The organism is Streptomyces sp. 7N604, assembly GCF_052245475.1.
Taxonomy (GTDB): domain Bacteria; phylum Actinomycetota; class Actinomycetes; order Streptomycetales; family Streptomycetaceae; genus Streptomyces.
In genome coordinates this window covers 1-22,362 of record NZ_JBQQBX010000062.1, presented here as the reverse complement: position 1 = coordinate 22,362, position 22,362 = coordinate 1, and the positions used below count along the sequence as shown (strand labels likewise).

The following is a 22,362-nucleotide window of genomic DNA, read 5'->3' as shown; positions in this document are numbered from 1 at the left end:
CAGTGCTCGTGGCCCGAACGACTGACGCAATCGTCGGCATCCTGGCTCTGGTGTTGTTGCCCTTGTCGTCCGGCTTGCGGGCTCGCGTCGATGGTGTGGTCGTTGACGGTGGTGCGTGAGGCCAGGGAGTCGCTGGCGTTCTCACCCAGGAGGCTTTGCGGGTCGCCCAGGAGGCGGGTGCCCGGACAGTTGATCTTACCTCCCGGCCGGATCGTGTGGCGGCGAACCGGCTGTATGAACATCTGGGCTTCCAGGCCCGGCAGTTGACGGTCTACCGCTTCCCGATCGATGGGTAGGCGAGGTAGTTCGTGTTGGCTCGTTGCGCGTAGTGCATCGCGATGGTGGGGCTGGTGCTGATGGACTGGCTGGAGAAGGTTGGCCGCCAGTTCGCCGCCCTGCCCACCGCTCAGGACACCGCGACGATCGGTCGCGCCGCCCTCGACGAGGCCCGCCACGTCCTGCGCGAGGTCTGGCGGCAAGGTATCGAACACCGGGTGCCGCTCACCACGCTCGGCGCCTCTGGCCTGGCCGCCCTGGATATCCCGCGCGCCGGATGGGAGCCCGATCTGCTGCGCGCCCTGGACCGCGCCGTGCGCCTGATCCCGCTGTAGACCCGTTGGATCCAACGCCCCCAGCTAGGACCGCCACCTCCGGTGGGCGAGGCTTGCGCCTGCCACCCGCGGGCATGCCCGCTGTCGACTGATCACCTGGTCGCACGCGGTTAACTCTTAGGGACTGCGGCTGGGCGGCCCTACAGGGCCGCCGGCAGCACCACTGGAATCCGGGCGCGGCTGCGCACCGCTGTTGCTGCCCGGAATCGGAGAAGAGGTGGCCGAGGGAGGCGGCGCGGTGGTCTGCGGAGTGGCAGGGCTACCGCTGGACACCCCAAGCAACAAGGCGAGAGCGGTGAAGGTTGGGGCTTCAACCGTGAACGCAGCGCCCAGGTCACCCCGCTGCGGCACACCCAGCCTGTCCCGGCAGCTGTGGCGGTACACGAGATACCCGGCGAAGCACGAAACTCCAAAGATCACCAAGAGTGTCAGGTCAATGTGTACGGTCAAGACGGGCCTCCAGGGTCCCAAGGTCCGCCCGACGCGACTCCACATCCGCGGGCGGGCCTTGTTACGTAGGCCCTCACGGACGTGAGGACCCTGTGCCCTTTCAGGAGCGCGAAGGCCTCGAACAGCAAAGAAGCCCAGCTCTCCTGAAAGAGCTGGGCTAACCCGCGGTGCGACGAAAAAACGATCTCCTACCGGTGAACGCAGCGCAAGAGGCATCTGACGGAACACCGGAAAGTTGAGCTAAATACCAGGTCAGAGGCTTTCGTCATGATCCCTGGTTACCTTCGGTCCTTCTGCCCTCGATACCTCGCTGCCGAGCCCGAGCGAATTGGGAGGCGAGGCGCCTGATGGCCTCTTCCACGCGCCTGATGGCCTCTTCCACCTCGGTGTCAGAGGCGCCGCCGGGTCCGAAGTGGATCTCAGGGCCCACCCACCGCATCTCGCTGTCACGATGGAAGATCTGATCATCTGCGATTTTTCGTTCTGCTTGGCGCAGAACGGAAATGATCTCATCCAGGCTCATCGGCCGGCGAGGCAGCTCGAAGTAGGGCGGGGGGACATGATCCGCCTCGGAAGGATCTTCCCGTCTCCATTCGTACGCTCTTTGCCTGCAGCTCGCCGAACAGTACCTGGGGTGTCGCCCTGTGCCCTTGTACGTGATGCCACGTCCGCACACCCAGCACCACAACTCCGGATGTGTCGCGGCCATACCTCGACACTGGCCTCGACGCTCCGCACTGCCTGCGGTCAAGCAGAACAGCCCCGAGAAACGGCCTGACAGCCCCCAGGAGCGCCGAACTCGCTACCTGCACGCCCAGAGAAGAGTGCCGATCAAGCCTTGAGGGCCGCACAGGTCCGGGCCCAGAGAGGGCGCCTCTTGCTCTTGTAGTCGCCGCGCGAAGCGCGTCCTTTCCATGCCTGCACGCACTCAGGGCTTGCGGCCGATGAAGGCGAGCAAGCGGGTCTGGACGTCGGCGCTCTCCGGCACCTCGACCCGCGGTCCGTACTGCCCGCTCGCGCGGAGCACGTCGTCGAGCGGCAGCATCCCGTCGAGCAACTGGGCGCATTTGGCGGGATCGAGGTGTTCGTCCTGGCCGGTGGCCCGTGCCAGGTCCCAGGTGTGCAGGAAGACATCGGCGGTGTAGAACCGGTCGACCGCCTGGTCCAGTGGGATCTCTCCGATGTGCGGGTTCGACAGCAGCTTGTGTGCGGTGGCCGGATCGTCGAGGAGGGCCTGCACTCCATCGCGGTGCGTCGCCCAGGCGGCCACCGGGTCGTCGTCCACCGAGGGCCCCTTCGGCAGTTCGACTCCGGCGCCGGCTTTCAGGAAGTCGGGGAACCACTCGACGAGGTGACGGACGACGTCCCGGGCGGCCCACCCCTCGCACGGCGCCGGGTTGTCCCATGCCTCTGGATCGGTGCCGCGTACGCGGTCGGTGAATACGCGTGCCACGGTGCGGTGCTCATCGGCTGCTGTTCTCGCCATGATCAGGATCCCGTCTCGGTGTGTCGGTCGGCGCTGTTGCTCTGTTGGCCGCCGAGCAGCTCGTCGAGCCGCTCGTGGCCTTCGCGGACGCCGTGATCCATGCCGCTCTTGAGCATCGAATCGCGGGTTTCGATGGAGTCCATGAGCGACTTGCCGGTGACCCGGGTGCGACCGCCGAGGTCCTCGAAGACGGCGGTCTCCAGGCTGACGCCGTCCGGAAATCCCTCGTAGGTGAAGGTCTGCACGATGCGCTCGTTGGGGCGCACCTCGTGGAACACACCATGGAAGCCGTACTCGGTTCCGTCGTCGTCGCGATGCACATAGCGATAGGAGCCACCGCTGCGCGCGTCGTACTGGTCGATCCGCATCGTGAGCCGGCGCGGGCCGAGCCACTGGACGACCAGATCGGGGTCGGTGTACGCCCGGAACACGCGCTCCGGCGGAGCGTCGAACTCCCGGATGATCAGGATGGTGGGCAGATCCGGGTCGGCCACGATCCGTGTCTCGTTGCGGTGGGGCGTGTCGGTGGTGCTCATGATGCCGCCTCTTTCCTCGGGGTGTCCGTCGCCGGCTGCTCGCCCATCTGTTCCAGGAGGGCATCGAGGCGGCGGAAACGGTCCTCCGCCTCGCGCCGATAGCGCTCGATCCACTTCGTCATCAGGTCGAAGACCTCTGCCTCGAGGTGGCAGGGCCGCCGCTGGGCGTCTCTGCTGCGACTGACCAGGCCGGCGTCCTCCAGGACCTTGATGTGCTTGGACACGGCCTGCACCGTGACGTCGTACGGCTCGGCCAGTTCGTTGACCGTGGCGTCCCCGGCGGCGAGCCGGGCCACGATGTCGCGCCGAGTGGGGTCGGCCAGTGCGGAGAACACCAGCGACAGCCGGTCGTCGGCCACTTCGCACCTCTCACATTCAACCGATTGGTTAAATACCTTACAGTCGGGGTTCCGGCTTGTCAACCAATCGGTTGAATAGCGGCGTGCCGTCGTCCGCGCGGCGAGAGGCGTCCGTTGCCGGGTGTCGGCCGTCGTTGCCGTCGCCGGGCACGGCGTCCTGTGCAGAGGTGTGCCAGTTCGTGGCGATCCGTTTGTCGACGGTGATGGTGCCGACCTTCAGCGAGGCGGGGTTCGGGTCGCGGTCGCTGTCGTCGTGGCCCTGGGGAGGACGGAGCTACGCCGTCGTCCGCGCCAGCGTCCTCGGGCCGCCCGATAGCCCGCCGGTCGTTCGGGCTGGTCAGGACTGTCCAGGGTGGCCGCAGGCCGGCGCGCAGCGCCGCCGAAGGCGCGCTTGACCGGCCGGGGAGCATCTTCCGTTGGGAAGTTGGCTGATTCCTGCCCCTCCGTGCATGCAGGCCACCCCGTGCGTGAGCGTTCCGCCCCCGGATAGGGCGCCGCACACCGAACCTTGAGCGCGACCCAGACCTTGCTCTGCTCGACCGCGCTCGTCGAGCATCACGCGTCACCCGCAGACGCAACAACGCGCCGGGCCTGAACCGGGCGATCAATCCTCGCTGGCACGAAAGACCTGCGATCAACGTTCGGTGGCACACACTCAAGGTTCGGTGGCGCAGGGCAACTGCCCGGCCGGTCAGCGAGGACGCCTCATACTGCATGGTTCGAACGGGTTAAATGCATGGGTTAAAGCTAGGGATAAATTCTGCTGGTGTTCGGTGGGGAGGCAGAGAGCATGGCCACTGAGGAAGAGCTGTTCGCGTCCGTCGACGCACTGCTGGACGAGGAGCCGCATCTGCCGCCCCCGGCAGAACGGGCCCGGCTGCGCGAGGCGGCCGGCATCACCCAGGCCCGCCTGGCCCACGCGCTGAAGTCGACGCTGCAGACGGTGAAGAACTGGGAGAACGGGCGCTCGGAGCCGCGGCCGCCGCGCCTGCAGGCGTACCAGCGGCTGCTGGAGGGCTGGGCCGAGAGGTACCCGAAGCCCGGTACCACCACGCCCACGCCCGCGCCGGTCCCGGAGACGTTCACCGCCCCCGCCCAGGAACCGACCGCCACCGCGCCCGCGACGCCCGAACCCGCCGCCGCGACGCAGCCGGAATGGCCCGCCGCACCCCGGGCGACGTCGCGGCCTCCCACGCGGAAGCGGGCCGTGCCGAACATCGCCGCCGCCCCCTACCAGCACGGGCCGCTTGCCGTTCTGGACGGCGACGGGCAGGCGTACGGCGTCGACGGCATCATCCTGGACTGCCCGGCCACGACCATCCCGGAGCTGGTGCAGTGGACGCTCAAGGAGTCCGGCCTCGGTGCGCATCGCCTGCACCGCAACGGCCGGGACTCCGACCCGCTGATCGTGCTGACCGCCAAGGCCGCCATGAAGCTCGGGCTGCCCGAGCGCCTGGAGGGCTCCGAAGCCCGCCGCTCGCTGCGCCTGCCGGAGGACCATCCGGTCGTCAAGCAGGTGGCGAAGGCGAAGTGGCGGCTGACCCAGCGCGGGTTCGGCCCGTGGGCGCGCATCTACCGCCCCGCGCAGGGCAACCATCGCCAGTGCGTGCAGCTGGCGGTCCTGTCCTGGGATGCGCTCGACTCCCGCTCGTGGCCTGGCGTCGACCGGCTCCCGCCGAAGGACATCGCCCGCGTCCTCGGAATCTATGCCCAGCGGGTCATCACCCCGCGCGGCTCCACCGCCGTCTCCGGGCTGGAGCTGATGACCGCGCTGCGCCCGCCGACCCGCGCGGTGAAGGACGAGACCAGCGGCCAGTGGATCCCCGGGCACAACCCCGGCTCCCTCGGCGCCGAGCCGGTCGACCCCGCCCCGCCCGAGGCCCCCAAGGAGCATCCGGTCGCGCAGGGCTGGGAGTGCGGGTTCCTCGATGAGGAGGCGTACCAGTGGGTGCGCGACGTCCAGCTGCTGTCCGATGAGGAGTGCCTGCTGCCCTTCGCGATCGGCCTGGACATCAACACGGCCTTCCTCGCGGCCGCCGCCCGCCTCGTGGTCGGCCTGTCCGGCCCCGAGCACGTGTCTCGCCCGGTGTTCGACAAGAAGATCCCCGGCTCCTGGTACCTGGACCTCTCGCATATCGAGCTGGACCCGCGCCTCCCCAGCCCGTTCACCCCGACCGGGCAGCGCCCCGAGGGCCCGGCCTGGTACCAGACCCACACCGTCGCCTACGCCGTCGAACTCGGGTACAACGTCCAGCCCATCGAGGCGTATCTGCGGCGGGAGACCGGCGCCTACCTGGACCCGTGGCACGACCGGCTGAAGACCGCCTACGTCGACACCATGGCCGACCTGGGCGTCACGAAGGACCTGGACGACGCCGCGTTCCTCGCCGCGATGGAGCAGCACAAGCAGGTCGACCCGGGCCTGGCGGCCGTTCTCGCCGCGATCAAGGCGACGGTGAAGGGCGGCGTGGGCAAACTCAGGGAGCGGCCGCAAGGACGGCACTACCGCGACGGCGAGCGGTGGCCGGCCCTGGAGCGCCCGGCCTGGCGCCCCGACATCCGCGCCGCTGTCATCAGCAAGGCCCGCGTCAACATGCACCGCAAGATGCTCAAGACCGCGAAGGCGACCGGCCTGTACCCGCTCGCGGTGCTGTCCGACGGCGTCGTCTACCCGAGCAAGGGCCCCTCGCCGCTGGACTTCCTGCCCTACACCACCTCCGGCAAGCCGCTCCCCGGGTCCTTCCGACTCGGACCCACCCCGGGCCTGTGCAAGGTCGAAGGGGTCCAGGAGATGGCGTGGGCCGTAGACCTGATGGAGCAGGGCTACAACCCCGCCCGCCACATCAAGGGCGGCGACGCCGTCATGGACGAAGGAGAGTAATAACCCGTGACGGACATCCACGACGCCCTCCACCGCGCGGACCAGGAGGTCTTCACCCGCGAGCCGCCCAAGTCGACCAAGAAGCGCGTGGAGTTCCTGCTCGCCAAGCTGAAGACCACCAAGGCCGTAGCCGATCTACTCGGGGTCACCCAGCGCTCCGTGGAGCGCTACCTCACCGGCCGGCGGAACAAGCCGCCCCGGGCCGTCGCCGACCGGATCAATGCCGAGGTCCTCCGACGCTGGCAGCCCAGGGTGCGGCAGCGCCGCCGCCGGCAGGCCGCCGCCGCCACGGGCATCACCATCGAGACCCGGGCCCGATTCGGCTGCACCGCGCCGATCGGCACGACCGACGACCCACGGATGCGGCGGCTCACGGTGCACCTCCCGCCGGAGTACGCCAGCCGCCTGTTCCAGGCACAGCAACAGGGCGCCAGCGACCGACAGCTTCGCGAAATCGTCGCTGAGGGACTGCAAGAGGTGTATTTCAAAGACAATGGCGCCCGCGCCCAGGGCCTGGAAGTCGAGTTCACCGACGTCGACTACTTCGACGTGCCGTTCTGAAAAGTCCGAGGCTCCCGGAAGTCCAGGCACCTTTGTGACTGAGCGCTCTAGTTGGCCACTGAGTGTCGTGCCTGGCCTGTTGAGCGCACGGCGGCTCGACCGGTCGTTGAGGGGTCAGTCGAAGGTCGATGCGGGCAGGTGAAGGCGGTCACGCTGACGGTGAGCTGCCGTTGATCACTAGCCCGCCGATGAGATCGCGTACGAGGCTGGCCGCCTGGCTTCGCGCCTGGTCGGGATCGTCGGTCTCTGCGATCGTGAGTGACAGTTCGGTGAGGGCGCCGTAGAACGCTCTGGCGATCAGTTCGGCCGGGTGGGGCCGGACGAGGCCGGCGTCGAGCGCGGTGTTCACGATGTCGAGGGCCAGGCCGCCGAGATGGCGCTGGTCCAGTTCGCGCCATCGCTGCCAGCCCAGGGCGATCGGACCCTGCTGGAGCACGATGTGCCGGTAGGCGTGTTCGGTGCAGACGCCGAGGAACTCGTCGACGGCACGGTCGGCACGCTCGCGCGGGTCCGGGACGGAGTCGATCGCCGTCCTGATGCGCTCGGTGGCCTGGCGCTCCTGTTCTTCGAAGACGGCCTCGAAGAGTCCGGGCTTGCCGTTGAAGTGGTGGTAGAGCGCGCCGCGGGTCAGCCCGGCGGTGCGCACCAGCTCTTCTGCGGACACGCTCGCGTACTCCCGCTCGGTGAAGAGGCGCAGGCCGGTGTCGAGCAGGGTCCGGCGGGTGTTCTCCGCGTACTTCTCTCGCAGCGTTTCCATGCAGCATGGATATCACATACGCTCTGTATGTAAGATGCGCTCTGTATGAGAGGTGACGGTGATGGAGAAGTCAGTGGACGTCGTAGTCGTCGGGGCCGGAGTGGCGGGCCTGGTGGCCGCCCGCGACCTGGTTGAGGGCGGGGCGGACGTGCTGGTACTGGAGGCCCGCGACCGGGTCGGCGGGCGGCTTCTGAACGGTGAGCTGCCCGGCGGCGCCCCCATCGAGGTGGGCGGACAGTGGGTCGGCCCGGGCCAGGACCATGTGCTGACACTGATCAAGGAACTGGGGCTGCGCACCTACCCCACCTACGTCGACGGCGAGCACATCGCCGAGTTCGGATCCTCCCGCTCCCAGTACACGGGGCGGGTCCCCAAGATGAACCCGCTGGTGCTGGCCGACATCGGGCAGGCCCAGTACCGCCTGGACCGGATCGCGCGCCAGGTCGCCGCGAGTGATCCGTGGCGGGCGCCCCGCGCCGAGGAACTGGACGCCCAGACGTTCGACACCTGGCTGCGCAAGACCGCGCACACCGCGGGCGGCCGTGCCTTCTTCCGGCTGGTGACCGAGGCGGTGTTCTCCGCCGAGCCGGAGGACATGTCCGCGCTGTGGGCCGCCTTCTACGTCGGCGGCGCCGGCGGCCTCGACCCGCTGATCAACGCCGCCGGCGGGGCGCAGCAGGACCGCGTGGTCGGCGGGACGCAGCGCATCGCGCTGGAGCTGGCGGAGGAACTCGGTGACCGGGTCGTCCTCGACGCGCCGGCGACCGACATCGAGTGGGAGACCTCGGGCGTCCGCGTCGTCAGACGCAGCGGCCTGACCGTGCGCGCCCGGCGGACCGTGGTCGCGGTGCCGCCGCCGCTGGCCGCACGCATCCGCTTCACCCCGGGCCTGCCGGGCGACCGTGACCAGCTCGTCCAGCGGATGCCGATGGGCCGGGTCATCAAGGTCAACGTCGCCTACGGCGAGCCGTTCTGGCGCCACGCGGGCCTGAGCGGCCAGGCGAACAGCACCGACCGTCCCCTGGGCACCGTGCTCGACAACACGCCCCTCGGCGGCGCTCCCGGCGTGCTCGTCGGCTTCCTCGAAGGCCGGCACGCCGACACCTGCTCGCGCATGGAGTTCGATGAGCGGCGCGCCCAGGTGATCAACGACCTCGTGGGCTACTTCGGCCCCCGGGCCCGCAACCCCATCGCCTACATCGAACGCGACTGGGCGGAAGAGGAGTACAGCCGCGGATGCTACGGGGCGTTCGCCGTACCCAACGCCCTCACCCGGTTCGGTCCGGCCCTGCGCAAGCCCGTCGGCCCCCTGCACTGGGCAGGCACCGAGACCGCCACCAAGTGGGCGGGCTACATCGACGGAGCCGCCGAATCCGGCCACCGCGTCGCGGACGAGATCCTCCCCAAGCTCTCCTGACCCTCCCGATACGTGAGCGAGGCCCCGATCATGAACATCCACCCCGCCACCGGCAGCCCCAACCCCAGCCCCCTCCCCGACATCGACGCCTTCATCGCGCGACTCGCCTCCGGCGAGCGCACCTGGGCCCGCACCTCCCTGTCCGAGCGGCGCGAGCTGCTCCTCGACGTCGCCGCCGCCACGGCGGCCGTGGCCGACCAGTGGGTGCGGACCGCAACCGGGATCAAACAGCTCCATGCCTCCTCGCCCCTGGTCGGAGAGGAGTGGCTGAGCGGCCCGTACGCGATGATCACCTACATCCAGGCGCTCCAGGACACCCTGCGGCGCCTGGACGAGCAGACCGACGTCCTGGCCGGCACCCGCATCACCCCGGCCCCGGGCGGACGGCTCGCCGTCCAGATCCTGCCGTACGACACCTACGACAAGCTGCTCCTCAACGGCTTCCACGCAGAGGTCTGGACGACCCCCGGCATCACCGAAGACGAGCTGCGGGCCAAGGCGGGCCTCGGGCAGAGGACACCGCGACAGACCAACGGCGTGGCCCTGGTCCTCGGCGCCGGGAACATCTTCTCCATCCCGCCGCTGGACGTCCTGTACCAGCTGTACGCCGAGAACCGCACCGCCGTGCTCAAGCTGAACCCCACCACCGACCCCCTGACCGACGTCTACCGGGCGGTGTTCAAGCCGATGACCGACCGGGGCCTGGTCGAGATCGTCACCGGCGGCCCCGAGGTGGGTGCGGCTCTCGCAGAGCACTCCGGCATCTCCGCCGTCCACATGACCGGCAGTGAGGCCACCCACGACGCGGTGGTCTGGGGAACGGGTGACGAGGCGGCCGCCAACAGGGCCGTGGGCACGCCGAAGCTGGACAAGCCGATGACCAGCGAACTCGGCGGCGTCGCTCCGATCATCGTTCTCCCCGGCCCCTGGTCTGACGCGGACCTGCGCCACCAGGCCGAACACGTCGCCACCATGCGTCTGCACAACAGCGGCTGCAACTGCATCGCCGGCCAGATCCTCATCCTCAGCTCCGACTGGCCCCAGAAGAACGCCTTCCTCACCGCCCTCCGACGGGCACTCGCCACCGCCCCCGCCCGCCCGGCCTGGTACCCCGGCTGCGAGGACCGCGTCCAGGCCGCGCGCGACCTCCATCCCGACGCCGAGAAGCCCGGCGGCACCCCGGAGCGCACCCTCCTCACGAACCTGGACCTCACCGACGAGAACGAGTCCGCCTTCTCGACCGAGTACTTCGGACCGGTACTCGGCGTCACCGAGCTGCCCGGCACCGGAGCCGACTTCCTCAACGCCGCGGTCGCGGCCGCCAACGACCGGCTCCACGGAACCCTCGGAGCCAACCTCATCGCCCACCCCGACACCATCAAAGCCCTCGGCCACCGCCTCCGGACCGCGGTCGCCGTGCTGCGCTATGGCACCATCGCCATCAACGCCTGGACCGGCGTCGGCTACGCCACCCCCCGCGCACCTGGGGCGCCTTCCCCGGACACACCCTCGACGACGTGCAAAGCGGCATCGGCGTCGTCCACAACGCCCTCCTCCTGGACCACACCGAACGCACCGTCGTGGCCGGCCCCTTCCGGCCCGCACCACGCTCCGTACTGCACGGCGAGACGTCCCTCTCCCCGAAGCCTCCGTGGTTCCTCACCAACACCACCGCCGCCCGCACCGGCCAACTCCTCACCGAGTTCGCCGCACACCCACGATGGCAGGCACTGCCCGCCCTCCTCGCCTCCGCCATACGCGGCTGACCGCCTCCCGCCACGAAAAGGGGGGCATGCGCCCCACCACGCCTCGGCCAGACGCGTGCCCCCACGAAACCCGCCCAGGAGCCCAGGGAACTGCCCAGACCCACCAGCTCTACGACGGCCAATTCCAGTCGCCGCGGCGCCAGTCCAAGGCACCGTCCGGCGCCTCGATCCGGCTCGCGAAGACGCGCCGCCCGACCACGGTGACCCGTACATCGCCGGTCTTGGGGACCTCGGTGCCCCGATCGAGTCCGCGCTGCACAGCTACCTGGCCTCGTTCGGCCTGGTCTTCCAAGAAGCCTGAAATCACGCACCCACGGAGCGGCATGCCCGCGCCCGGATTCCTCAACGTCGGCGTGTGAGCGGGCATCTGCGCTCCCGCGCATCCGGGTGGCGGCGTCATGCCAGACCGTCAGGCTGGCCGCCGACACGTCGAGCAAGGCCGCAGCTGCCCGGCAGGCGCCGAGGGATGACCATGACTCCAAGGACCGCCGGTCTCCAACGCCTGAAGCACACGGGCAGCGGCGGTCGGCCCGGTGAGGGAGATGAGCCACCGCGGCAGCCCACCCGAACCCCATGCGCATCGTTCAACGACCCGGCCCGACCCGGTCACTCGCCCCCCGGGGGCGGCCACCCGTGCTGGCACGCGCTGCGTCAGGAGCCTGCGTCCGGATCGGCATGCAGGACGCCGCCCTAGCCGGGCAGCGTCGCCGTCCGGCCGGGACGATGCGGTGGTCACATGGCCCGGGCTGTCAGCTGTCGTTCATCGCGGAATCGCAGGCGGAGCAGACCCGGTCCGCGTACTTCGGGGTGTACCACGAGGAACCAGGATGCTCAGAGGGCTTCCACGTGGCCGCCTCCATGTCGAAGGTGTCCTTGCCGCACAAGGTTCGCGGCCCGGGGGTCGAGGTCGTTCCCGGGGCGGCAGGTGCCGCATGCACCTGGCGGACCGGTCGACCCTCAGCTCCTGACTTGCCTGCGAAGGTGCGCGCTGTCACCGGCTTGTCGAGCTCATAGAGGACGATCTCGTGCATATCTCGACCGTAGGCGGCTGTCGGGGAACCTGCTGATCGCAAGGGCCGAGGGGCGTAGGCGGACGGGGCTGGTGTGCCCCTCGTCAGCGGACGCTTTACTCCTACGGCGGGGACGGTGCAGGAGGGGGAGGGTGCCCAGCGCCAGGCCGGGTTCCGCCCGCCGCAGCGGGGGCAGATCTCGGGAAGTGAGGGGTTTGCCGTAGACCCGGCTCAGGCAGGAGCCGGCCTGGAACAGACCATGCTGCGCGGGCCGGCGGTGTTCTTCGGGCAGGCGCGCCCAGCGGCCTTCGGCACCGCCCGCCTCGGCCCCGGCCCCGGCTGCATGCGGTCGTTGACCGGGTGGTCCGGCGGTGTGGTGGGCGACAGGTGTCCGGTCCCGCTTCGGCGTGCTCGGTACGTGAAGGCGGGACGCGCCGGAACTGCTGCCTCGAAAGCCTGGCCGCACCCGTCACGTACAGTCAGCGCTGTGACACTGACGGACGGAAAGTACCGCCTGGGCCCGTCGACCGGCCGACTACTGATCAAGACCAGCCGCGCCGGGCTGGGCCGCAAGGCGGGGCATGACCTCACGATCGAGGCCACCCGGTGGTCCGGGGACGCGGTGGTTGCCGTCAGCGATCCTGAGAAGTCGTCGGTGACCGTAACGGTCGAGACGGGCTCGTTGGACGTCCGGGAAGGGACGGGCGGGCTGAAGCCACTGACCGATGCCGACCGGGCCGACATCAAACGAACACTGGGGAGCAAGGCCCTGCTGGACGCCGCCCAGCATCCCACGATTACTTTCCGTTCCACCAGCATCGCGGGAACGCCTCAGTCCTTCGAGATCACCGGGGACCTCACCATCAAGGGCCGGACACACCCGGTGACGGTGCACGGGAACAGCGATGGCGACGGCCTGCTGCGCGGCTGGGCGACCGTCACGCAATCCACCTGGGGAATCAAGCCCTACACCGCGTTCTTGGGCGCGTTGCGGCTGGCCGACGAGGTCCGGATGGAGTTCGAAGTGACCGAGCTCGAACCGGTACCCGGACCCGGACAGCCGCCAGGGTAGACCGTGTGGACGGGCCGGTTGGGCCGTACAAGCGGATCACCAACCGGTACGAGAGGGACGCAGCTCAGCCGTGCCCACCCGCCGCGCCCGGACGGCACCCTGCCCCGTACTCAGAACGAGCGCGTGGAACATGCCCGCGAACACCGCAGCCGCCGCGCTGAGCGGCAGTGGGCGCTGCGCAACGCGCAGCTGATCCGCCGCCTGGCGGCGCAGCTGGCCGCCGTTGACGACCTCCAGGAGCGCGTCGACCGCTCACCCGAGGGCCGGATCATCGACGCGGCCACCGCCGTCGCCGACATCCGCAGCGATGGGAGACCGCGGAGCCGGGACTCGGCAGAATCCGTACGGCTGGTGTGGCCCCGGGCCCTGAAGGAGTGCCTCGCCGAAGACGAGAGGTTCCGCAACGACCCACAGACGCGCAGCAGCTCCGCTGCCGACCCCGGCTGGCAGCGCGAACAGTAGGAAGCCGAGATCGTGCATCGCCTTCTCGGGCTGATCAGCTACGCCGCCAATCCGAGGAATGTTGACCTGTCCGACCTCCCCGACGTTGCCGGGGCGATCGCCGAACTCCACCGCGCACAGGCGGTGGCCCCGTGTCGTGCTGGGCGTCGAGCGTGGCGGAAGGGTGCACCCGGGCGGTCTGCACGACGCCGAACTCGATCTGCGGCGTCGGCTCTGGGTTTCCGCGTGGCGTGATGTCCATGCCTGTTGGCACCGGAGCGCTCGTCCTGCCGCGGTGCGCGGGGTGTGTCACGGTCTGGTTCATGACCATGGGCACTGCTGGCTCGCTCGCGCGGGCTCGCGTCGGCCGGAGGCCGGTTACGGTGGCGGATCTGCCGCTGCGGGTCCCGCTGATCCACGGCGAGACCACGCTGTCGTACCTCGCCCGCACCGCGAGCGCGAACGGGATCCCAGTTGCCCGGCTGATGCGAGCCCTGCATCGCGGCCGCCTCTCCCTCCCCGAGAACATCGGACCGGCCGCGGCCGAGGTGTTCGTGTCGGCCCCCTCGGTACGGCAGTTGGCGGGGCTGGTCGAACGCCCGAGGAAGCAGCTGGAGCGGGCCCTGCCTCATCTGCACTCCGCACACCGGCTGCAGGCCTCCGTGCCGTGTGTGAGCCTTTGGTCGCGGCCGCAGGGCTTTGGCGAGGGGGATGCCGGCGTGCCCGCTGTGTCGGGAGGACGGCGCGTGGCTGGTGTCCTACGGGCGCCGGTGGCGGCCGTGCGCCTGCGGCCGCCGCTGGATGGCCGCAGACCGCGGCGGATACCTCATCGACACCGGCCCGCTCCCGGAGGTCAGCCGTGCCCTGCTGCGGCACCGGGCACTGGACCATCGCCTGGGCGCGGTCGGCGACGCGCTCGTGGCCGGCGCCCACCAGGTCACACTGTGGTGGTGGGCGAGCAGACAAGTCGCTAGCGGGAGGTGGCGGCAGCGCGAGGACGCCCTCGGCGGCCGGCGCCGTCCCGCCGCCCCGGTAGTGGTCTACCCCGAGGCGGTCCGGCTCGCGGAGCTGATGTGGGACTGGGAACAACACCGAGCCACATCCCGCACCACGGAGGATGCCTGGCAGGCCTGGCTCGCAAGCGTCGCGGAGGCGTTCGCCGTGCAGGGCATCGTGGCCGGGCGGGAGAGTGAGCCGCTGGTCGCCTGGGGCCACCAGCACCACCGGGCCCGGGAGCTGGCGGTGACGCAGCCCCGTACTGCTGCGGAGCGCCACTGGGCGCAACTGCCCGCACTGCATCGGCCGCTGGGGAAACCAGGGGCTGTTCCGGATCACGCCGTGCCTGCGGTGGGTGTACGGATTGCCCCTGACCTCCATCACCGAGGTGTGCCCGTACTGCCACGGGCGGGCCCCTTCGTGCCGGTGGGTGCCCGCCCCGGACTGCCCTGAACGGATGAAGCAGGCACAGGAGTCATAGCGGCCGCGCCCTGACCAGTGCATAAGCGATCGAGGTTGTCGGCTCCACGGGAAGGGCGTGGCCTCTCGTTGAGAGGCCACCACCCTGCTGATGATCTTTTGGACCGGAGCTAGCGGCGGTAGACGCCGACTCCGGCGAGAAAAAGCGTCATCGCTCCGCCGACCGTGCTTCCGCCGACCAGGACGCCTTGGGCGATGCTGGACCCAGCGTAGATCGCGATGATCCCGGAGGCGCATCCAAGGTTGAGGGCGACGGACACCGCGAGCAAGAGCGTCAGGACCTGGACCATTGTCATGCCGCACCGTCCTCGTGGTCGTCGTGCCCGACTTCGCCAGGGGCCAGGCCGGCAGGGTGCTGCGGCATGAGAGTGGGGGGCTCTACCTCCGTAGGCAGATGATCAAGCATCCTGGAGAAGGTCCTTCCTGTGATTGGGCCGGAGGGATGACGAGGCCCGTGCCGTGGGCGTTGGCGAACGATGCGCGGTGCGGGCCTCTGTCTGTGCGCGTGCCGTCGCTGAGATCGGTGGCGGCTCGCGTCTTCATTCCAATGCCGACGAAGTCCCGAATTCCAGCGAACAAAGGCGTTACTTTGCAGATCGGCGAGACAGTCAACAATGCAGGGGTTGTTGCACGCCGCTGAGGTGGAGGGAATCGAAGGCGTGCTCGGCTCAGACGCGACAGGCCCTGACCAGGACCGCAACGAGGAGAATCGGGTCGCGGACCGGCGGCGCAGACGGCCCGGAAAGCGCGGCAATGTCGAGCAGTTCATCCTCACGCAGCGCAACCCGCAGTGGTTCGCCGCACTTCGGGGCAAGAAGCGTCAGGAGGTCACGGCCGCGAACGCGGCTCTGCTGGCGAGGTTCGACCGCCCACTGCTGGCTCTGATCGTCCTGCTGGAAGACCGCATCCGTGAGGCATACGGAACCCGGCAGGACTTCATCACCGCCCTCGAGGAGAAGAAGGAAGAGGACAAATCGGTCCCGCAGGTGGACAAGTTCATGCTCAGCCGACAACTCGGGGGCAACGCCAGCGGGCCGGAGTGGTGGCTCGCCGAACTGATCAGCAAGCACTGTGCTGGAGACCGCAATGCCGTAACCCTGAAAGAGCAGTGCGCACGGCTGTGGCGAGCAGCGCACGGAAGGAAGCCCAAAGGCTGGGACGGCTCGTTGGAGCCGGCTACGAGCCAGGAAATCGCAGAGCTGATCGACCCGCCGGCGCCTTCCGGGCCGGTTGAGCCGACCGCCGGCAGTCCGCCACTCAACTCTTCCGATCTTGCGGCACTATTCGAGGGCCTGCCGGACGCGCTGCTCCTGGTGGACGCCAACGGCACCGTCGTCAACGCGAACAACATCGCGCAGGAGACCTTCGACGCTACCGGCATCAGCCTGGTCGGGCGGGGGCTGCTCGAACTGCTGCCCGACTTCGATATCAACCGGTTACCGCGCTTAGTGAACAGCTCGGACCATCAGGCCGAGGGCCGGCAGCCGCCCTTGCGCATGACGGCGCGCCGCACCGACGGCAGCGAACTACAGACCGAAGTCCACAGCGCGAACCTGGCCGACGGGCGCAGCTTCTACGACCCGACCTACGACGAGGTTCTCACCGGCAGAGGCAGCAGCTACGTCGGTGATGGGCTGCTGATGGTCGTCGTACGTGATCTGACCAGCACCCAGGACACCAAGGCAGAATTAGTCCGCCAGCAACGGCAGACGGAGATGATTCTGCGCACCGTCTCCGAAGGGATCATCCGTGTTGACACCTCAGGCCGGATAGTTCTGGCCAACCCAGCGGCAGCCGCAGCCCTCGGCTACCGAGCCATCGAACTGGGCGGGCAGCCGCTGCACCCACTGATGCATCACACCCGAGCGGACGGCTCTGCGCTGCCGTACGAGGAAACACCCATTGCCGACACCCTTCGCTCGGGACGCCCACGCCGACTGCGCGGCCAAGTCCTGTGGACCAAGGACAAACGACCGGTACGAGTGGACCTCAGCACGGCCCCGGTGCACGAGGGAGATCAGATCGTCGGCGCGGTGATGACGTTTGCCGTCCGACAACCGCTGACGATGTTGGAAGGGCTCGGTCCACGGCATGCGCTGCTGCTCGCCCTCATGGACGAGACACTCAGCGGAACGCTGGAATACTCCCAAGCCAAGCTGGAAGGCCTTGCCGCCGAGGCGGCCGGGCAGCCGGGACCGGTGAGCCATGTCCTGCACGAGCTGACCGCCGAGCACGCCCGGATGACGATGCTCGTGCGCAACGTCATGGACTATCAACGACTGGACACCCGGCAAGAAGACATCAACCGCCGCACCGTCGCATTGGACGGTGTGGTGGCAGCAGGGGTGAACGAGGCCAAAGTCCTCATCGGACCGCACGACCTCCGGTTCTCCGTTTCAGTTCCACAGATCGACGTCGAGGTCGACCCCGCACGGTTGGCACGGGCCCTAGCCCACACACTGGCCGACATGGCCGCGGCCGACACGAAAGGGAACAGCCCAGCGGGCAGCCACTCGACGATCACCATCACGGCGACACAACAAGACGATTCAGGCGAATCAAACGACGGGACAGTAGTACGAATCGAGCTACGCGGCCCCTACAGGGGCGGTAGCCGTAGCCCCCTGCACCAGCCCATGGTGCGCAACCTGGTCCAACTGCACGGGGGAACGCTCCAGACACGTGACGTGCCCGGAGATGGCAGCGCCTGCATCATCGAATTGCCGAGCGGTGGCACAGAGGAGATGCCCGCCCTCCCCCCGAAGCCGTTATGGCAGCACCGCGCGGCGCAGACCGCTCGATTCGCTGCCCCACTGGCCGGTTCCTACACCCTCATCGAAGGCGACCCTCAAACCCCCGGCCAGGCATTCGCAGCCTTGACCAACACGCCTGTCAAAGCCGTGCACAGCGCCGTCATCACCCGCGTCACCTGGTCCAGCTCCGGTTACCAGCTCGTTCTGAGGCTCGAAGACTGCCTGCCGCTCGATGAGGACACGGAGATTACCTACGACCACCTGTCATCCATAACGCAGACCGCCGGGAAGGTGTCCACCGGCGACATCATCGGCCGCGTCGGCGCCCCACGCCCCATCGGCCACGCACATGCCAGCCACAACGGGACCCTGAACCTGACAGTGAAACCAAACGGCGATGCCCCCACCGATCCAGTCACCTGGCTCCGTGAACACGGCGTAGATCTGCACCCCTCCTATGTTCCTGATACCGCAGAAGCCGTCCCCACAGCAGATCAGCCCAAGACCGAGCCCATGTGGACCACACGGATCCGGCTCAACATCCCCGGATCCCGCCCCATCCCTCCAATCGTCATGCGCACGCCGGTCGGAGCGCGGACGGTGAAAATGGACGCAGAACAGCACCCCGAACAGCACTGATCAGCTCCAGTGGAGGCCGAGTTCGGCGAGGACCGCGAGCTTGTCGGGGGTGAGTTTGGCGCGCCTGGATTTGATGTTCGACAGCCACGCCCTCCCACAAGACCGGGGCCACGGCGCGGGAGGAGGCATGTAGGGCGTGCTGTCGGCGATGCCGCGCACTACGTCGTACTCGGGATCGCCGCGGTGAGCCCGGCCCATCCGATCGCATGGTTTACTCCCGCGAGGGCTCCCCGCACGGCACGTACCTTGGTTTTCTGCTGCTCATGAGACCTGTCTCCATGCGCATCCGCCGTGCCCCCACCACATCCGGAACCCGATCCACACCCGGCGTCTTCACCCAGGCCTCGTCGCTGCGACAGCGCGTCCTGACCTTCGGCGCCGCGATGGCGGCGCTGGTGAGCCTCCCCTTCACCGCCCCAGCCCAGGCCGCACCGGCGCCCGCCGCCGCGCCCGGCGACCCGGTCGTGGCCACCAGCGTGGCGCACACCAACTACCTGATCCCCGACGACACCCGCGGCAACGAGGGCACCTACCTGCAGGTGTACTACCGCGCCGACCACCCCTACCCCCGCACCTTCCGGTTCACCCCGGTCGCGACCGCGCACGGCCACACCGTCTACGAATGGACGATCACCACCACCGGCAACTGCGCCGAGGTGAGAGGAGACGCCGGCACCTCGGTCTACCTGGCCAAGTGCCAGCCGAGAAAGTCCGCACAATGGTGGCTGCTCCAGCCGACCACCGACGGCACCGCCTGGGCCCTGGTGCCCTACCTCAACGAGAACCTCGCTGTCACCGCCCTCTACGGCGACGACAACTACGCCCCGCTGCGCGAGATGCCCGGCGGACACGCAACCGCCTCCCAACTGTGGTACCTGACCCGCGAATAACGAGGAGCCGTGGGCCCGGTGGCCCACGGCTCGGCGGGGATCATTGCCGCATGTGCACGGTGGCGGCCCAGGGCAGCAGGTCGATTCCGTACCGGGCCAGGGCCCTTGGACCCTCCCCCGCTGCGCTGTACCGCCTTGCTGCGTGCCGGGCCTTCGTTGCGCTTCGGCCCGGTCTGAGCGCTGCGCGCTCTCACGCGCTGCGGCAGGCGGTCTCGGGGGCCGCTTCGCGTCCCGTTCGGCTCCGGCCGTGATGGACTCGTGCGATCAACGACAACGCAGCCGCCGCGTCACGCCGCTGCCCACTCCAGCCCGAGAGCCGCCAGCTGCGCGAGCTTGGCCGGGGCGAGCTTCGCCCGCCGAGTTTTGGTGTTCGACAGAAACACCCCGAGCTTGACCTCGGTGCCGTCCTCAAGCTCCTCTACGTGGCCCCTGGGGACTGACAGGTGGCCTTCCCGGGCTTTGTACTGCGCCAGGGCTGCTACGCCGCGCTCGAAGGCCCCAGAACCGCTTTTGCGCGGCTTTGCTGGGGCGTCCTTGGGCGCGGATAGCGGTGTGATGCCGAGTTGGTCCAGGCGCTGGCGCTGTTCGGGCATGAGGCCGTGCCAGACGGCGTGCTGACGCTGCCGCTCCAGCCACCGCCCGACGTCCATCCCGTGGACGGTGACGCCTGGCAGCAGCTCGCCCAGCTCGGCCCCGCTGGCTAGGAGTTCGCGTAGGTAGGTGTAGTGGCGTTGCCAGTCGATCGGCCATTTCGGGTTCCAGTCCGGGTCGATGGCCGCCAGCGCCTCAGCCCGTTCCGGACGGCCGGCTAGGGCACCCGGGCGCCGCAAGTTGGACAGCCACTGCCCCACCGGCCGATCCAGCGCCGTCGCCGACCTGGGCGCGCACAGCGTCCAGTGCTGCTCGAAGTACACCCGCGCGGCGGCGAGGTTCTCCTGAAACTGGGCGTCGGCGGCGTCCCACACCATGCCCATTCCCTCCAGGCGTGTGGCCCGTTTGCCGTTCAGTTGTCCGGCGCCGTAGGTGCGGCGTTGTTCTGCGATCCATGTCCCGAGGGGGTAGGGGCCGGGGGGTTCCTTGTGGTCGTAGGGGACGCGTGCGTGGCCCTCGCGTTCGACATACCGGCGTAGCGCTGAGTAGCCGCGGGCCCAGTCCTGCCGTTCGGTGTCGATCACGTTGAAGGACACCCACTCTGCGACCATCACTGGGTCACGCGGTACGGCAAAACGGAGCAGCAGACGGGATTCCTCTTCGCCTTCCTCCGGTTCCGGACCGATATGCATGGAGGGTTCCACGACGTTCTTGCGCGGCTCCTGTGGAATGGCGAGCAGCTCAATGGCCTCTTCGTCGTGAGCCCTGAGTCCTTGCAGGACCTTGAGGAGTGGGCGGTACGACCCGGAGGTGAACATGTCCTCGGGCTTTTCGCCCGGTTCCAGGAATACCGGCACGATCAAAGACGCCAGCTTTCCCTCTCCGGGCTTCTGGCGCAGTGCCCGGCCGATGGCCTGGACGATGTCGTGCGGGGCGCCCTTGGGGTCCAGCAGGGCCACGGAGTCCACGCTTCTGATGTCGACGCCTTCGCCCAGCACACGGCAGTTCGACAGCACCGCACGCCGGGCCGTCGTCGCGAAGCCACCGAGGACCTCCTGCCGCCGCTGGGGGACGTGCTCGCCGCACAGCCACTCCGCCCAGACCTTCGCCGGGTACTTCTCCGGATTGTCCGCGTGCAGCTTCGCTGCCACCTGCTCAAGGCCCTCTGCGTACGCCTGGGCCTCGATGGTGCGGTGGTGGAAGGTGATGGTGGTCTGGAGGTTGTGGTCGGCCATGGTGCGCAGCAACGCGGCCTGGAGCGCGCCGAGCCGCTGCCCGCGCACCTCCTCTTCCCGCTTCTCCGGCCCGCGCAGCCGCTCCGGTGTGACGACGGGGTCCTGGAGCTCGACGACGATGATCTGGTAGCGCGCGAGCAGCCCACGGGCCACTGCCGACGCGAGCGTGAGCTTGTAGAAAACCGGCCCGAAGATGGCTTCGTCGTCCATGGAGGCCGCCATCTCCTCCGGCAGCCGGTCCCGCACGCCCTCGGCGACCTCCCAGGAGTCCGGCCGTTCCTGCCAGATCCGCGGCGTCGCCGTCAGGTACAACCTGCGCACCGCCGGGATGATCTGCTGGTCGTGGATGTCCGCCCACGCCTTTCCCAGCGATCCCGACGTCCGGTGCGCCTCATCCACGACGGCCAGGTCCACCGGCGCCAACTGCTGCCCGTAGACGTCCTCGAAGGCCTCCGCCAGCACGCCCAGCGACGCGTAGGTGGCGTAGATGGTCACCGACCCCGAGCCGTGCCACATCGCCAGCCGCACCGGATTGGTGGTGCACCGCACCCGCAGGTTCCACAGCTCGGGATCCTCCTCCAGCGAGCACACGGCAACCGCCGGCCCCGTGTGCCCGGCTGCGTGCCACGCCTTCACCGTCTGCGTCAGCAGATCCAGCGTCGGCACCAAAACCAGGACACGGCCATGCGGCACGATCCGGCGCGCCGCAGAAGCAGCAATAATTGTCTTGCCCGTCCCGCACGCGGCAATGACCTGCCCACGCAGACCGTTTGCGGGAAGCTCCTTTCCCGGAGGGACATCAAAGCCGCGCACAATGGCGTCAACGGCCTCGATCTGGTGGTCACGCAGCTTCACGGCCATTTTCCCATGCTTTCTCCTTTTCGCGGAATGTGGCGCACATTCAGGCGAGAGGTATTCCCGGCCGGTTGAACTCCAGACGGTGTGGTGTGCGGTTCCAGAATATACACAGTGCATCACTGTGATGCATCCTCCTTGAGGGTGCATCCTTCGTCGGGATGATGCTTCGCCAGTTCAGTCCCCATGGCGAGGGGTTAGGATTTGCATGCTGGTGGGTCTGGTTGGGGTTTGCCGTAGAGTCTCGGGTGTTGGGGGAGGAGTTCGGGTGGAGCGCAGCGGGGAGCCCCTCACTGCGGTGGGGCCGACACCCGCTGGGCCGGATGGTCCGTCAACTCCATTGCGGGGGTGGTAGCTGGGATTCCCAGGCCCTACACAGGCCCGCGCGTGATGCACCCCGCCCCTCATAGCCAGCCCCGGATTCCCGCTTGCGGGAATCCTTCGCAATCGCGCTTGCGCGATTGCGCTTCGCTATCGAATTCCGCTTGCGGAATTCTGATTCCCGCGCTTGCGCGGGAATTGACGGAGCGTTAGCGGAGTCATTCGCTATGCGGCGGCTTGCCGCCGCATTTCCCG

Annotated in this window: 18 protein-coding genes and 2 pseudogenes; 11 read left to right on the top strand and 9 right to left on the bottom strand. The window is 68.8% G+C overall.

Annotated elements, in window-relative coordinates:
• Positions 1 to 155: 155 nt before the first annotated feature.
• Together ACTWP8_RS37070 and ACTWP8_RS37065 are read left to right on the top strand one after the other, a co-directional pair.
• Entirely contained in the window at positions 156 to 296 is a 141-nt protein-coding gene (locus ACTWP8_RS37070) for a hypothetical protein (protein ID WP_443326458.1), read from the top strand.
• A gap of 42 nt (positions 297 to 338) precedes the next feature.
• Positions 339 to 611 (top strand): hypothetical protein, encoded by a 273-nt coding sequence (locus ACTWP8_RS37065; RefSeq protein WP_443326457.1) that lies wholly within the window; start codon positions 339 to 341, stop codon positions 609 to 611.
• Positions 612 to 1,989: 1,378 nt separating this feature from the next.
• Here ACTWP8_RS37065 and ACTWP8_RS37060 read toward each other — a convergent pair.
• From ACTWP8_RS37060 to ACTWP8_RS37050, 3 genes are read right to left on the bottom strand one after another with little or no spacing between them, the layout of a single operon-like run.
• A complete protein-coding gene (locus ACTWP8_RS37060) occupies positions 1,990 to 2,514 on the bottom strand; it encodes a TIGR03086 family metal-binding protein (RefSeq protein WP_443326456.1) in 525 nt (174 codons plus the stop codon).
• 35 nt (positions 2,515 to 2,549) lie between these two features.
• Complete coding sequence (locus ACTWP8_RS37055; RefSeq protein WP_443326455.1) at positions 2,550 to 3,083, bottom strand: SRPBCC family protein; 534 nt, start codon at positions 3,081 to 3,083, stop codon at positions 2,550 to 2,552.
• Positions 3,080 to 3,442 carry an ArsR/SmtB family transcription factor gene (locus ACTWP8_RS37050; protein WP_443326454.1) on the bottom strand — a complete coding sequence of 121 codons (363 nt, stop codon included), beginning with the start codon at positions 3,440 to 3,442 and terminating at the stop codon, positions 3,080 to 3,082. The genes ACTWP8_RS37055 and ACTWP8_RS37050 overlap by 4 nt, the downstream gene beginning before the upstream one ends.
• A 790-nt stretch (positions 3,443 to 4,232) precedes the next feature.
• Here ACTWP8_RS37050 and tap point away from each other — a divergent pair.
• Positions 4,233 to 6,323: a telomere-associated protein Tap gene (tap, locus tag ACTWP8_RS37045; RefSeq protein WP_443326453.1), complete on the top strand. Its 2,091-nt coding sequence runs from the start codon at positions 4,233 to 4,235 to the stop codon at positions 6,321 to 6,323.
• Positions 6,324 to 6,329: 6 nt separating this feature from the next.
• Positions 6,330 to 6,884: a telomere-protecting terminal protein Tpg gene (gene tpg / locus ACTWP8_RS37040; RefSeq protein WP_443326452.1), complete on the top strand. Its 555-nt coding sequence runs from the start codon at positions 6,330 to 6,332 to the stop codon at positions 6,882 to 6,884.
• A gap of 148 nt (positions 6,885 to 7,032) precedes the next feature.
• Here tpg and ACTWP8_RS37035 read toward each other — a convergent pair whose 3' ends face one another.
• Complete coding sequence (locus tag ACTWP8_RS37035; protein ID WP_443326451.1) at positions 7,033 to 7,641, bottom strand: TetR/AcrR family transcriptional regulator; 609 nt, start codon at positions 7,639 to 7,641, stop codon at positions 7,033 to 7,035.
• Positions 7,642 to 7,702: 61 nt separating this feature from the next.
• Here ACTWP8_RS37035 and ACTWP8_RS37030 point away from each other — a divergent pair, with 61 nt between their 5' ends.
• Both ACTWP8_RS37030 and ACTWP8_RS37025 read left to right on the top strand, forming a co-directional pair.
• Positions 7,703 to 9,058 carry a flavin monoamine oxidase family protein gene (locus tag ACTWP8_RS37030; RefSeq protein WP_443326450.1) on the top strand — a complete coding sequence of 452 codons (1,356 nt, stop codon included), beginning with the start codon at positions 7,703 to 7,705 and terminating at the stop codon, positions 9,056 to 9,058.
• A 30-nt stretch (positions 9,059 to 9,088) separates the two neighbouring features.
• Positions 9,089 to 10,081: pseudogene (locus tag ACTWP8_RS37025) on the top strand (aldehyde dehydrogenase family protein); the annotation flags it as partial.
• An 864-nt stretch (positions 10,082 to 10,945) separates the two neighbouring features.
• Here the strand turns inward: ACTWP8_RS37025 and ACTWP8_RS37020 are convergent.
• Together ACTWP8_RS37020 and ACTWP8_RS37015 are read right to left on the bottom strand one after the other, a co-directional pair.
• A pseudogene (locus ACTWP8_RS37020) lies at positions 10,946 to 11,056 on the bottom strand (ATP-grasp ribosomal peptide maturase); the annotation flags it as partial.
• Positions 11,057 to 11,573: 517 nt separating this feature from the next.
• Complete coding sequence (locus tag ACTWP8_RS37015; protein WP_443326449.1) at positions 11,574 to 11,855, bottom strand: hypothetical protein; 282 nt, start codon at positions 11,853 to 11,855, stop codon at positions 11,574 to 11,576.
• 466 nt (positions 11,856 to 12,321) lie between these two features.
• On the opposite strand from ACTWP8_RS37015, the gene ACTWP8_RS37010 reads away from it, so the two are divergent.
• The 3 genes from ACTWP8_RS37010 (at position 12,322) to ACTWP8_RS37000 (ending at position 14,796) form a co-directional block, all read left to right on the top strand.
• The gene (locus ACTWP8_RS37010) at positions 12,322 to 12,906 is read left to right on the top strand and encodes a YceI family protein (RefSeq protein ID WP_443326448.1); all 585 of its coding nucleotides are present in this window, start codon (positions 12,322 to 12,324) and stop codon (positions 12,904 to 12,906) included.
• Positions 12,907 to 13,029: 123 nt separating this feature from the next.
• Positions 13,030 to 13,368, top strand: a complete 339-nt coding sequence (locus ACTWP8_RS37005; protein ID WP_443326447.1) for a hypothetical protein — start codon at positions 13,030 to 13,032, stop codon at positions 13,366 to 13,368.
• Between the two features lie 780 nt (positions 13,369 to 14,148).
• A complete protein-coding gene (locus ACTWP8_RS37000) occupies positions 14,149 to 14,796 on the top strand; it encodes a hypothetical protein (RefSeq protein WP_443326446.1) in 648 nt (215 codons plus the stop codon).
• Positions 14,797 to 14,933: 137 nt separating this feature from the next.
• On the opposite strand, the gene ACTWP8_RS36995 is transcribed toward ACTWP8_RS37000, so the two are convergent.
• A complete protein-coding gene (locus tag ACTWP8_RS36995; protein WP_443326445.1) occupies positions 14,934 to 15,119 on the bottom strand; it encodes a hypothetical protein in 186 nt (61 codons plus the stop codon).
• A gap of 345 nt (positions 15,120 to 15,464) precedes the next feature.
• On the opposite strand from ACTWP8_RS36995, the gene ACTWP8_RS36990 reads away from it, so the two are divergent.
• Positions 15,465 to 18,215 carry a PAS domain-containing protein gene (locus tag ACTWP8_RS36990; RefSeq protein ID WP_443326444.1) on the top strand — a complete coding sequence of 917 codons (2,751 nt, stop codon included), beginning with the start codon at positions 15,465 to 15,467 and terminating at the stop codon, positions 18,213 to 18,215.
• Here ACTWP8_RS36990 and ACTWP8_RS36985 read toward each other — a convergent pair whose 3' ends face one another.
• Positions 18,216 to 18,413, bottom strand: a complete 198-nt coding sequence (locus ACTWP8_RS36985; RefSeq protein ID WP_443326443.1) for a hypothetical protein — start codon at positions 18,411 to 18,413, stop codon at positions 18,216 to 18,218.
• A gap of 65 nt (positions 18,414 to 18,478) precedes the next feature.
• On the opposite strand from ACTWP8_RS36985, the gene ACTWP8_RS36980 reads away from it, so the two are divergent.
• Entirely contained in the window at positions 18,479 to 19,105 is a 627-nt protein-coding gene (locus ACTWP8_RS36980; RefSeq protein ID WP_443326442.1) for an RICIN domain-containing protein, read from the top strand.
• Between the two features lie 287 nt (positions 19,106 to 19,392).
• On the opposite strand, the gene ACTWP8_RS36975 is transcribed toward ACTWP8_RS36980, so the two are convergent.
• Positions 19,393 to 21,792 (bottom strand): Helicase associated domain protein, encoded by a 2,400-nt coding sequence (locus ACTWP8_RS36975; protein ID WP_443326459.1) that lies wholly within the window; start codon positions 21,790 to 21,792, stop codon positions 19,393 to 19,395.
• Between the last annotated feature and the right edge of the window lie 570 nt (positions 21,793 to 22,362).